The organism is Blastopirellula sediminis (assembly GCF_020966755.1).
Taxonomy (GTDB): Bacteria; Planctomycetota; Planctomycetia; order Pirellulales; family Pirellulaceae; genus Blastopirellula; species Blastopirellula sediminis.
Genome location: NZ_JAJKFT010000002.1, coordinates 217050 through 229900 on the forward strand (window position 1 = coordinate 217050; position 12851 = coordinate 229900).

At 58.2% G+C, this 12851-nt stretch carries 8 protein-coding genes, 1 tRNA gene and 1 riboswitch; of the genes, 3 read left to right on the forward strand and 6 right to left on the reverse strand.

Annotated elements, in window-relative coordinates; genetic code table 11:
- Positions 1-9: 9 nt before the first annotated feature.
- Positions 10-753 (reverse strand): hypothetical protein, encoded by a 744-nt coding sequence (locus tag LOC68_RS01545; RefSeq protein WP_230214866.1) that lies wholly within the window; start codon positions 751-753, stop codon positions 10-12.
- A gap of 109 nt (positions 754-862) precedes the next feature.
- On the opposite strand from LOC68_RS01545, the gene LOC68_RS01550 reads away from it, so the two are divergent.
- On the forward strand, positions 863-1381 hold the full coding sequence (locus LOC68_RS01550) for a methylated-DNA--[protein]-cysteine S-methyltransferase (RefSeq protein ID WP_230214868.1): 519 nt from the start codon (positions 863-865) through the stop codon (positions 1379-1381).
- A gap of 1 nt (position 1382) precedes the next feature.
- Here LOC68_RS01550 and LOC68_RS01555 read toward each other — a convergent pair whose 3' ends face one another.
- Positions 1383-5006 (reverse strand): family 16 glycoside hydrolase, encoded by a 3624-nt coding sequence (locus LOC68_RS01555; protein WP_230214870.1) that lies wholly within the window; start codon positions 5004-5006, stop codon positions 1383-1385.
- Positions 5007-5011: 5 nt separating this feature from the next.
- Positions 5012-5620, reverse strand: coding sequence for a sigma-70 family RNA polymerase sigma factor (locus tag LOC68_RS01560; protein WP_230214872.1), 609 nt, complete (start codon positions 5618-5620; stop codon positions 5012-5014).
- A 335-nt stretch (positions 5621-5955) separates the two neighbouring features.
- Here LOC68_RS01560 and LOC68_RS01565 point away from each other — a divergent pair, with 335 nt between their 5' ends.
- Positions 5956-7185, forward strand: a complete 1230-nt coding sequence (locus LOC68_RS01565; protein WP_230214874.1) for a PDZ domain-containing protein — start codon at positions 5956-5958, stop codon at positions 7183-7185.
- A 287-nt stretch (positions 7186-7472) separates the two neighbouring features.
- Here LOC68_RS01565 and metE read toward each other — a convergent pair whose 3' ends face one another.
- Positions 7473-9770 (reverse strand): 5-methyltetrahydropteroyltriglutamate--homocysteine S-methyltransferase, encoded by a 2298-nt coding sequence (metE, locus tag LOC68_RS01570; RefSeq protein WP_230214876.1) that lies wholly within the window; start codon positions 9768-9770, stop codon positions 7473-7475.
- A 255-nt stretch (positions 9771-10025) separates the two neighbouring features.
- A riboswitch (cobalamin riboswitch) is annotated at positions 10026-10248 on the reverse strand.
- A gap of 279 nt (positions 10249-10527) precedes the next feature.
- Between metE and LOC68_RS01575 the strand changes: the two genes are divergently transcribed.
- Positions 10528-10601 (forward strand) — tRNA-Arg (locus LOC68_RS01575).
- A gap of 624 nt (positions 10602-11225) precedes the next feature.
- Here LOC68_RS01575 and LOC68_RS01580 read toward each other — a convergent pair.
- A complete protein-coding gene (locus LOC68_RS01580; protein ID WP_230214878.1) occupies positions 11226-12074 on the reverse strand; it encodes a hypothetical protein in 849 nt (282 codons plus the stop codon).
- Between the two features lie 69 nt (positions 12075-12143).
- Complete coding sequence (locus LOC68_RS01585) at positions 12144-12815, reverse strand: polysaccharide pyruvyl transferase family protein (protein WP_230214880.1); 672 nt, start codon at positions 12813-12815, stop codon at positions 12144-12146.
- Positions 12816-12851 lie beyond the last annotated feature (36 nt).

Here is a 12851-nt window from a genome sequence, read left to right on the forward strand (position 1 = left end):
TGGCGTCGCTTACCGCAGCGTGATCGCTTGGCGCAGCGGTTCCAAAATGTTGCCGATCACGTACTCATCCATGATCCGGCTGGCCGCCGCGTGCAGCGCGTCGAGCGTTTCGACGTAGGACTGCCCTGGGTCGAGACTGCCGTAGTTGCGCATCGTGACGTAGACGCTTAGCTGCTCTTCCGGAAACTCGCCGGTCCGAACATGGTAGGCGCTCGTGCGGGTCTCAATGCTGATCCGGCATTGCATGCGGCAATCGTCGTCAAGCGCGAACTGAATCGATGGTTCGCAGCTGACCATCCGGTGGTTGCCGACTCGGCCTAGTCTTTCAAACGCCGGCGAAAGGCCGAGCGCTTCGGCGACCAGTTGGTTGTGGTTGCCCCGATAGGTGAAGTCGAACCCATACATCAGGTTCAGCGACTCGCAATCGAGCGGACTCACCGACAACAAATAGGGAACCAGGTCCAAAACGAAGCGATGCTGCTCGATCGCGTCGTCCAGGTTCTCGATGTTGACGCAACCAGAAAGAACCCGCTTCGCCTCGACCGAAGCCCAGCGATAGTTCCCTTGATCCTTGTCCTCTTCAAGCACAAATTCTGAACGTTCGCGCGCGTAGAAATTCCGCATTAGCGGATACTTCTTACGGATTTGTTCAAAAAAGTGCAGGACCGTTTCGCGACTGCTCGGGAGGTCCATCTCCGTGTTGAGATTCATGTTGACGTAGCAGTCGTCACTCAGCGATCGGTAACCGGCCATCCGTTTTTCCTTATCGAGCGCTAGAGATGAGAGATATTCGGATAGACTAGAAAATTGTTTATCCGCTGAACCTTAGTATAGCTTTCCGCCGCATTTGGGAAAGTCCGAGATGCCTCCGTCCACTGCCCGACGAGCCGCAATTTCCCCCCTTACGTCGACTATTTTCACGATAGCAACCGAGCTGGGACCGCTGGAAATCGAAATGCTGGGAGACGTGGTCTACCGACTCCAATTTTGCGCCGATCGTCGCCGGAAGCCGAGCCGCATTTCGCTGACTCCGCGGCAGGATCAAATTGTCCAAACGCTGCAGCAATACGCCGCCGGCGAACCGGTCGATTTGTCGGCGATCGAAGTCGATCTGTCCGGCTACCCGCCGTTCGCAACGAAAGTTTATCGCGAGTGCCGCAAGATCCGCCCCGGCACGACTCTTAGCTATGGACAACTGGCCGCCAAAGCCGGTTCGCCCGGCGCGGCCAGAGCCGTCGGCAGCGCGATGGCCAAGAACCGCATCACCCTGCTGATTCCGTGCCACCGCGTGGTGGCCAGCGGCGGCAAACTGGGAGGCTACTCCGGCCCGCAAGGTTTGAAGCTGAAAGAGAAGCTGCTGCAACTCGAACAACGCTCGTAGGCTACTTGTCGAGGTCCTGAAACTCCAGAGTCCGCACTTCAAGTCCAGCCCGTCCCGCCGCAATCCCGAGCAGGCCGGCGTCGCGTCGAGCGTCTTCAAAGTCATAGGCGAATTTACCATCGAAATTGACCGTGAACTTGTTGCCGATGCCGGTCACTTCGAGCGTGTGCCACTCGTTTTCCGAGACCGACGGGAGCGAGCCGAACGTTGGGAACTTTTGCGTCCGCCCTGACTTGTAGACGACATGCCGCGGCGTGTTGATATCGAGGCGCGTCAGCGGGACCTCATAAGCCACGGGAGGATCCTTCGTCGGAAATGCGGAGCGAAACCAGATGCCGCCGCCGACGTCGCTCGTGGTAATGCGATATTCGCAGCGGAGTCGAAAATCCTTCACCGGCGTTTGCGTCAGCATCAACCGGTCCCCCCCGCTGTCCGATACCAACAGGCCGTCGACCGTTTTGAAGAACGGCTTATTGCGATCGCTGATGCGGTAGCGAACCGCCGATCCGGTCGCTCCATCCCGAAAGATCGGAGTCCAGGGGACGTTGCTCGCGGCGGGCGGTTGCGGCTTTAGTTCGCGTACGCGAATATTACGCAAATCAATCCGTTCGTAGTTGCGCTGGAATCCGATGTAGCCTGGCTCGACCGGGCTGGTCAACCGGTAATTCAGCACTTCCCGTTCGTCGATCGTCACTTTGACCAGCGGCTTTTCGTAGCGGATCAGCATCTTGTGCCACCCCGGGCTATTCGACGCCGGCAACTGCAGCGCGGAGGCGACGTTGAATAAACTGCCCGTTCGCCTGATCGGGGGCTCCTTGTCGTATTTCGGCGAATAGTCGTGCTGAAGTTGCACTTCCAGAAACGTGGAGCCGATTAGCGGTTCCCCTGGGCGACAATTCAGAAAGACGCCGCTATTGGTGTTCTCGTACAGTTGATACTCGAACTCCAGCTCGAAGTCGTCGTACTTGGTGTCGTACATGATGTAGCCCGCCTCACGCGGTCCGGTTCCCAAGCCGACGATCGCCCCATTCTCGACGATCCACTTGAGCGGCCCCTGAATCGACCAGCCGCGCATGTCCTTGCCGTTGAGGATCGAAACCCAATCCGCTGGAGCGACCGGGCTTGTTGCCGACGGTGAAGAGGGGGGTGGCGAAGCAGGGGGAGGAGTCGCCGTTCCGCTGGCGGTCGTCGCGGCCGCAGGAACTGCACCGCCAGTCTCCGTCGGCGGATTGAGCCCGTTTGGAGTCGACAGATCACGCAGGCGGATATTCTTGAGGTCGATTTGCCCTTGGTAGCGCTGAAATGCGACGTAGCCTGGCTCGCGCGCTTTTGCCAAGCGATGACTAAGAACTTGCGTGCCGTCGATTGCGACTTCGACCAGCGGCGGCTCATAGCGAATATGCATCTTGTGCCAACGATGGCTCTTCGTCGAATCTAGCTGCTCCGCCGCGGCGACGCCGAAGAGACTGCCGGTCTGCTGAATCTGTTTGAACTGCGCATTCATTGGAGCGTCATCGTCCTGCAACTGCACTTCCAGAAACGACAACCCAATCAAAGGCTCATCCGGATCTGCATTCAGAAAGACGCCGCTATTGGAATTCTCAGCCAGAAGGTAGTCGAATTCCAATTCGTACGCTGCAAACGTCGTGTTGTAGCGAATGTAGCCGGCGTCGTTCCAGCCAGCTCCTGGCCCGACGAGTACGCCATTCGCGACGCTCCACTTCTGCGGTCCTTCCACAGTCCATCCCTGCAAGTCGCGCCCGTTGAAGATCGTCACCCACGGCGCTATGGTCGTCGGAGTCGCAGGAGAAGAAGCGCCGCCCGTTGCGCCGCTGGCGACTTTGACTGCACTCGGCGATTCCCAATAGACCTCGACCGTTGACGATTCCCCACTATGAATCGTCAGTTCCGAAACGCTAGTCTTGATCCCCCCGCTCGTTTCAATCGCAAACTTGTATGGCCCCGGCGCCAGCGGTTTCGTCTGCTTTTCGCTTTCCAGAGGGATCGTCACCGTCTCGTTGGTCTTCGTGTTGACTAACTGGATCTCTTGATCGCGGAGGTGTGCGACAAAGTCGTCCCCGGTCATCGAGATAACCAGGTTGCCGTTGGGCGTCGAGATGGAGAAGATCGCACTAAGTCCAAAGTAGCCGAGCAGCGCCAGCAGCAAGGCCCCGCCGATCGCCCCGCCGTAATACATGCCGTTGCCGGAACCAGCGGCCGATCGTCTGCGACGTCCAGGCGTTGCCGGCGCAACTTGCAAGCCAGGCGCCGCCAGCGGCGGACTAACGATTTGCTGCTGCGTTTCAAAAAACGACGTGGGGGAAGTGTCGAGGATGGCTTCCGCCGCCGGAATTTGCAGCGCTACCTTGCCGTCATCGCGAAGCAGGGGGCGTACCTTTTCCAGCTCGGCGATCAGTTCGGTAGCCGACGCATAGCGTTCTTCCGGCGTTTTCGCCAAACACTTTTGATAGATCGCATCAAGCTGCGGCGGAACGTCGCTCCGAAGCTGCGACAGCGATGGGGGAGTTTTCTCGCGATGGGCGAGCAGCTTGACCATCAGCTCCTGACCCTCAAACGGCGGTCGCCCCGTCAGCATGTAAAAGAACGCGCACCCCAGGCTATAGAGATCGGCCTGCGGCTTCACTCCCTTCGAGTTCACCGCTTGCTCCGGCGACATGAAGTCGACCGTCCCCATGACCGAGCCTTCTTGGGTCAGCCCGGTTCGCTCGCCATCGTCCGACGTCAGCCGCGCGATCCCCATGTCCAGGATTTTCAGCATGCCGGTTTCTGAGACCAGCAAGTTGGCCGGCTTGATGTCGCGATGCAAGACGCCGACGCTATGGGCGTACTCCAGACCGCGAGCCGCCTGAATGAAATAGTCGACCGCCAGCGTCACCGGCAAGGGACCGCGCTTGCCGACGATCTTGTTGAGGTCTTCGCCGGGCACATATTCCATGACCAGAAAGTGAACCCCATCCGCTTCGTCGGCGTCGAACGCGGTGACGATGTTGGGGTGGCGCAATTGGGCCGAAGCTTGCACTTCCTGATAAAAGCGGGCCAGCGCTTTGTCCTGGTTCTTCGCCCGGCTATGAATCACCTTCAGCGCCACCTCGCGATCCATCTTGCTGTGCCACGCCTTGAAGACTTGTCCCATCCCGCCGGCGCCGATCCGATCTTGCACGACGTAGCGTCCCAGCCTCAAGCCGCGGGTTTGCCCGCGGGCGATCGCCCGCAGTTGGAACCGGGTCAGCAGGTTCGCTTCCAACAGCCGATTGCAGAATTGGTAGACGTTCTTCGGCGGTGCGTCATTCAGCAACTTTTGCAATTCGTCGGCGTCGACGACGTCCGCTTTGCTCAAATGCGTTTGCAGCGTCCCCATTTCCAGCCCTTCGGGGAGCAACAGCGAACTGCGGAGCTCTTGCGGCGTGGGAACGTTCAGTTTGCACTCCACCCGATCGTTCTGCCGCAGCCGGGCAAGCTTTTCGAGCGACCCGGCATAGCGGCGCAGCTGGTCCGCCAGGGCGGCGTCTCCTGCGGCCAGCACGGTAAAGTCCACCGGGGCGCCGTCGGCGACGGTCTCTTCCCACTTCTCCAGCAAGTCCAATACACGGTTATCGACGGTCATGTTTCCTAGGACTCCGACGATAGGAAGAGGTCAGGCGCCAAATCGGCAAGTAACACCCGAGCATGCAGATAGCGGCGCTGGACCGTCTTTTGCGAAACGCCCAACAGCTTTGCGGCCTCGACGTGCGTCACGTCCGAATACCAGATCAGCGAAAACGTCTCTCCCAATTCATCCGGCAACTTGTCGACCGCTTCGTGAAACTCGGCCCACTGAGCGAGCGTCACGGGCGCGTCAATGTCGCCTTGATCGGGCAACTCATCCAGGGCGAAGTTCGACGCATGATTGGCCGCCATCGAGAGGGGACCGAGATGCTTCCGCGCCAAGTCGATCAGCGTTCGCCGGATTTGCAGATTCGCCAGATTGAAAAAGTGGCGAGCCGATTGCGGCTTCACCGCTTTCAAACTGCGATAGAGTCGAATCGACGCCTCCTGAAAGACGTCGTCGGTCTGCTCCCAGCGAGCCAATTGGGGATAGGCCTGCATCATTGACTTAGTCAGACCTTGCAAACGGACGAGCGAACGGGCCAGGACCATCTCGTAGGCGACGGCCGGTCGCTGGCTCGCGGTCGCCAGGATTTCGTCAATCTGACGCTCTGTCGCTGATGTCGATTCCACCAACCGTCGATCCCTTGCCGAGTCGAGCCTAATCCCGATTTTTCCTGGCGACGCCAACAGGAAAACGAAATACCTTCCCCGCTACGTATATATGCGAGTGCGCCGCGGCTAACTGGCCAGGAATTCCTCTAAGAATGGAGAAACGTCAAGCTGGCGCCTCATTTTCGGCGACTAGTCCCATATTGCAAACCAAATAAGGGGAGATGGCAACTAGATAACGGCCCTTAGCGTCGCTCCGACAGAACTTTCAATTGCGTCCCATTTCGTCCAGCGGATAGAATCAAACCCGACCGCGACATTAACGGCGAGAATCGATCGACCAGGGAGGGGATACGATGCGGGCGCGAATCACGATTCTGTCTCTGTTGCTCCTCGCATTGGGCGTCTTGCGCGGTCTGGATGCGGCCGAACCGAAGACCCTCCTCTGCTCCAAAGCGGCCAGCGACGGCGACTTCGTCACGCTGCCGGTCGAGATCGGCGATGAGCGGTTCGTCTTTGTCGTCGACACGGGGTGCGTCACTTCGCTCTTTGACAAAAGCCTGGAAGCGAAGCTGACCGTCCATGACGAAGCGATCCTTCCCAAAGAAGTTCTTCCCGGCCGTTTCTCGGTCCAGTTTCGCCCGCCGGCAATGAATGTATTGGGAACCGAGGAAGGCTCGCTGCCGTTTCCGGCCGAATCGTCGCTCGTTCGCTGCATCGATCTTTCGGACGTGAGCGAGGCTTGCGATCAGCCCATTGCCGGCATCCTGGGGATGGATTTCCTGAGCCGATATGTGTTGCAGCTCAACCTGTCGGAAGGCGAGATCCGCTTGCTCGAAAATGTGAGTTTCACGGGAGTCGAACATGACGCGGTCGTCGACCTGGTCATGTACACGAGGCGACCATTTGCCGTCGTCTGGGCCGGCGACATTCCCTTTCCGGCGCTGGTCGATACCGGAGCGATCGGCGCAACGCTTTATCTCACTCCGAAGCACTACGAGTACTTAAGGGAGCGAGAACGCTTGTTGCTGTTGCCCCTTAAACATCTGGTCGACGGCGAAACGCAAATTCATGGTGAGGAACCTGCCTTGATTCCGGTCTTCCAGCTTGGGCCGTTTAAACACTACGGCGTGCAGGCCAATGGCGATGATGATTTAGCGCTGTTGGGGCTTCCTTATTTCCTCCGCTACAAGGCGACCTTCGACTTTTCAGGGCGGCGACTCTACCTGCAAAAGAGCCCGCACTTTGAAATGGTCGACGAATCGTTTCACTCCGGCATTTATCTCCGCGTGGAGGAAGCGGTCGAACGAAGGGCCTTCGTCGAAGTGATCTGCAGCGGAACCTACGCCGACAAAAACGGGGTCCAAATCGGCGACCGATTGTTGTCGATCAACGACGTCAGCATCGCCAAGATGTCGCAGTGCCACATCACCCGCCGACTCTCCCAACGCCGCTTCGGCGACTGCCGATTGGAACTAGAACGCGACGGCGAAAAGTTTGTCGTCACGCTTCCAAAAGTCGGCGACCAAACGCCGCCAAAGATGGAAGAAGAGGGCGAAGAAGAAACGCCCGCCGATGGCCAGTAGTCGATCTCCAAACTAGCCCGCAGCGCGAGCAAGGGAATTTTTACGCAAGCCACCGACGAGGTGCAATTAGCCGATCGATTGACCTCGTTTTCCTTCGTGCGTAATTGGGATCGACCCCGCTTTTCCCTCGCTTGCGCTTCGGGCTACTATTGGGCGCGCGCATGCTATCCGGGGCTTTCTCTTGCCGTGTTCTTACCGTGATTCGTCCGTGGCATCCGTGTTCCATTCTAAAAAAAGGAACCGCCGCCAAACGGGTTCGGCGGCGGTTCTGCTTCCTGGGCGGCGCGTCAGGTAGCCAAACTTTGGCGCGCCGCTTCGGCTGCTTTCACCATGTTGGTTAGCGCCGGTCGCACTTCCTCCCATTTGCGGGTTTTGAGGCCGCAGTCCGGGTTCACCCAGATTTGCGAGGGATTCAAGACTTCCGCCGCCTTCGTTAACAGACGGAACATTGATTCCGACGTCGGCGCTTGCGGCGAATGGATGTCGAAGACGCCCGGTCCGATTTCGTTCGGGTAGCGGAAGTCGACGAACGCGTCGAGCAGTTCCATGTCGCTGCGCGACGTTTCGATCGAAATGACGTCGGCGTCGAGTCCGGCGATCGCTTCGATGATGTCGTTGAATTCGCAGTAGCACATGTGAGTGTGAATCTGCGTTTCGTCGGCGACGACGCTGCTCGCCAAACGGAAGCTGTCGCCGGCCCATTCGAGATAGGCGTTCCAGTCCCGTTTACGGAGCGGCAAACCTTCGCGCAGGGCTGGTTCGTCAATTTGAATGACGCGGACGCCAGCCTTTTCGAGGTCTTCCACTTCGTCTCGAATCGCCAGGGCGATTTGCCGGGCAGTTTCGCTCCGCGGTTGATCGTCGCGGACGAACGACCAGCAGAGGATCGTCACCGGTCCGGTCAGCATCCCTTTGACCGGCTTCGTGGAGCAGGACTGCGCAAATTCGATCCACTCGACCGTCATCGGCCGCGGGCGAGAAACGTCGCCGTAAATGATCGGCGGCTTCACGCAGCGACTGCCGTAACTTTGCACCCAGCCGTTGCGGGTGATCGCGAAACCGGCGAGCGACTCGCCGAAATATTCGACCATATCGTTCCGCTCCGGTTCGCCGTGCACCAGCAAGTCGAGCCCGACTTCTTCCTGAAACGCGATCACTTCGCGAATTTGGGCCTGCATCGTGGCGACGTACGTCTCGTGCGAGAGTTCACCCTTGCGGCGTTTCGCTCGGGCCTGGCGAATCTCGGCCGTCTGCGGAAACGATCCGATCGTGGTGGTCGGAAACGCCGGCAAGCCGAGCGACGCTTGTTGCACCGACCGGCGCTGCGGGAAGGAACTGCGGCGGCGCTGCATATGTTCGTCAACGAAGGCGACGCGACCTTGCACTTGGGGCGAAATGACCCGCTCGGAGGTTTGACGGCTGATCATCGCCTGGCGATTCGCTTCGAGCGCTGCCCGAGTAGCGTCATCGGGCCCAAGAATCGCGGTGGCGATCAACTTCACTTCGGCCAGCTTTTGCTTGCCGAACGCGAGCCAACTTTTCAGTTCGTCGTCGAGGTCGGTTTCGGCGTCGAGATCGACCGGGGCATGCAACAGCGAGCAGCTCGGCGCGATCTGCACCCGATCGGCGCCCAACTGGTCGACCAACGGTTGCGCGAAGGCAAGCGCCGCGATGGCGTTGGTTCTCCAGATGTTCCGTCCTTCGACCAGGCCAAGAGAGACGACTTTGCCGGCGGGAATGACGTCGACCAAGGAGGCCGCGTCTTCCTTGCCGCGGACGAGATCAACATGCAGACCGGCGGTCGACAGGTTGGCCGCCAGCGACAGATTCTCGGCCAGCGGACCAAAGTAGGTCGCCAGCATCACGTTCAACTGCGGCAGTTCAGCGGCGATCGTGCGATAGGCGGCGACCAGCGACTCGCGCTGTTTGTCGCTCAAATCGGTCGCGAGGATCGGTTCGTCGATCTGCACCCAAGTCGCCCCGGCGGTCGAGATCTGCCGCAGCAGTTCGACATAGGCAGGCAGCAGCGCGTCGAGCAGATCAAGTCGATCGCCGGTCGCACTGCGCAGCTTGCCGAGCGAAAGGTAGGTGACCGGGCCGATCACGACCGGCCGGGTAGCGATGCCGAGAGCTTGCGCTTCGCGCAGTTCGGCGAGCGGTTTCGTCGCATCGGGCGTGAAGGTTTGGTTCGGTTCAAACTCCGGCGTCAGGTAGTGATAGTTGGTGTCGAACCACTTGGTCATCTCGAGCGCTTTGATCTCGTGCGGCAGTTGCACGCCGGGCGCCTGACCGCGGGCCATCAGGAAATAGCGCTGAAGATGCGTGACATCGAGTGTCGCAAACCGCGGCGGGATGACGCCGAGGGCGACCGACATGTCGAGCATCTGGTCATAGAGGGAAAAATCGTTGCTGGGGATCGAGTCGATGCCGGCCGCGAGTTGCAGCCGCCAGTGTTCGGCCCGCAGGTGAGCGGCGACTTCCAAAAGTTGTGCTTCCGACGTGGCGCCGGACCAATACGACTCGACCGCTTTTTTCAGTTCGCGGTCTTTACCGATACGAGGAAAACCTAAATTGGCGGATAGCATGTACGCTTACCTTTGCAAATGCGCATTCGTAGCGCAGCAGGAGCGGAGTCCGACAGTCGAAGCTGGGACGAGGCCTGCGCGCGGAAACGGAAAGAAAACGGCAGTAAACTTGCTCAGTCGCTACAAAGCGTGGGAGCGACGATTGGGCGAGCGAGTTCGCCGTAGCGCAGCAGGAGCGCGCACATCAAGAAATGATGTCATCGTAGGGATCTCCATGTCGCCTCCATCCCCGAAGGCGTATGACGAAACTGCACCTTGCGGCGCAGGCGACTGGCAGGTCTTCGGACTTCCAGACTGGGGCAGGGCGGTGAGCCTTGCTGTTCCTACTGGCCGTTGCTTTCCAATCCAACGAGGATCAGTGCTTACCGACGGCGTTCGTTTCTGGTTACCGCAGCGGGGGCTGTCCCGGTCTCTCACCGGAGTTCCCTCTTTCGACGCTCCACAAAAATGGGAGCGAACCAATCACGCCGCCAAGCTATCCGATGAAGAAGGACCTCGTCAACCGGCGGTTGCAAACCACTCGCCAGCGGCCGGCAAAACGGTGCGTTCGGCAAGCCGCCGTAGAAAGCAGGCCTGCATAACCGCCGCGACCCGTAAACCCGGCGAAGTAGATAAGGCGAATGCCAGCAATCGTTTACGCCGACGAGATTTTTTTCCAAATGACCCCGGAGAACCGCCAACGGCCCCTTTACGCATCGGGGTAGGACGGCTAAACTTTGTGATCTGCCGAGGGACGCTGACGTCCTCAGGTAAGGTTGCGGATGTAGCTCAGCTGGATAGAGCGTCGGTCTACGAAACCGAAGGTCGCAGGTTCGAATCCTGCCATCCGCACTCACGAAAGCCGCGAGTCTTCAAGGACTTGCGGCTTTTTTCATGCGCATTTCTGAACGCTTGGATCTTTCCAGAACGGTCAATTTTGGTCTCTTTTAGGCCCCATTCGCGCACACAGTGCGCACAAGCTTTTTCGGCGGGACTAGTTTGGCTGACGTTGATTAGGGCCGTGTCGGTTGAGCCCCATCCGACGTTGCGTCGCCGATGTGAACTTCTTGATACAGGGACGGGCAGTCTTGTTGCTCTCATCGATGGAACTATTGGCTGCCTGAGAGCTGAATTCTAATTACGTAATTACGGTTCTTGGGGCGAACCGTCGTCGGATTGGTCAAATCAGTTTCACGCTGCATCGTAGCTGCCAGGTGTCAATTATCAACTCCGCGATGAGTGACCTAGTAGCCGCATTCGTAAGTCCATACCGAGGGCTAGACAGTTCGCAGGAGGGCATGACGCATCGACCTCTGCGACTCCGTACTGTTGAAAGCGGCACAGCAAGCTCCCTCAAGCATCCCAAAACCATGAATACGACGGCTGCTCCGTTCAGACGTGGAGGTAATCATGCGACTTGCTGCGAATCGCTCGGTCCATGTGAGAATCGTTAGACCGAAATAACTCTAGAATCCGCTAAGCCGTAACTTGAAAGCATCCTAGTGATGCGGCGAGTCCGTTCATGTGGTTGGCGCTTGCGCCATCCTTTTCGTAACGGCAGGGTTCGGAAAACATTTCCAGAAGGTAACGTTTCAAGTCCGGGCCGAAGCCTGCGTCGTCGAAGTTGAGGAATCGCTTGCCGCGACATTGCGCTTGGATGGAATCGTATTGGGGATGTTTCCCCCAGAAACCGATGCGTAGTCTCTCATCCCGAATGGAAACTGGCTTCACACCTTGTTTTGCGATGGCGTGGTTCAGAATGGCCGTCTCGGCAAGCAGACCGAAATACCGATCATTGGTAACGAAGTCTTTCAGGTCGACGTAGGCGTCGAAGACCCATTTGCGGCGGAAATAGGCGGGGCAGTGGGTTTCAAAATTGAAACGCGGGTAGCCAAGACGCTTTAGTTGTTCGTACGTTCGCCACAATGATTCCATCCAGATTCCGCGTCCGCGCTTCGTGATTTTGTCCATATCTTCGAGGTAGTAGGACTTACGAGCTTCCTCTAAGGTAAGCCTGTCTAGCAGAACGTAGTCGTCGCAAAAATAGAGAAACTCGTGCGTTAGTTCCGGAAGCAGGGACGAGGCGAAGAGAAGTTGGAATTGATTGACGATCGGCGTTTGAAATCGGATTGGCGCCGCCAGGTAGTCGTGCGGAATATGTTCGACAATCGTAGTGTCGTCCGTGAGGAATGTCGGTCGATCCCCCACGATCCAAACTTTGCCGACGTCAGAAAAATGCTTGGCGACGCTGCGGAGCGAAATCAGGATCTCAAGGTCGTTCGCGGAACTGTGTTTGAGGAAATAGACGATATCCACTGATTTCACCGCGTAACGCGAATTGAAGAGCAAGACAACTTGTCGAAAAGGAAGGGGCGAGTCGATATTCGCAATCGACTACCAGAACTCGGTATGACTTGGCGATTCCGCCCATCGGCAGCCCAAGTCGCCAAGCCAGGTTTCCCACATTCCGCGATTCTTAGGCGTGCGATTGGGAATTAACGTCGTGGGAACGCCATTCATCATCGCGGCAATCGCAAAATGAAGTCGGTCCGTGACAATGTACTCGTAACTTCCTGCCAGTCCAACATAATCTTCGGGGCTGCGGGCGAACTGAATCGGATCCCCGACGCTGCGACTTTGCCAATCGGCTGTGCGAAATCGGCCTTCGCTATCCTGGCGCAGAAAAAAGGCGCCGGCTCGATTGGGGACGAATGGCGCATGCAGATACGCCAAGGCCATGTCAGGGGCAAGTCTCGCTTCTGGAAAGAATCGTTTGCCGCTTGGTTCTCGAAGATAGACGATCGCCTCGCAAACCGCTTCCTGCCCGTAGGCCGATTGAGGAAGTATGATCGTCGGCTTCCTTTGTGCGATTGCGGCCTGTCGTCGCTTTACTTCCGCGTGATATCCGCTTCCCAGGTTGCCTCCGCCGAACAGCAAGAGTAAGTCGTCGTCGCTTGGTTCATAGGGATCATGAATATGCCAATCGACTTTGAAATGGTCGAGCAATTGTCGGGTCGCCGCGTAGATCAGGCGGTCGCCGACATTCGCTGCAACTCCATCGACCAACCCAACTTTTCTTCCCGCCAAGGGGGCGAAGATATC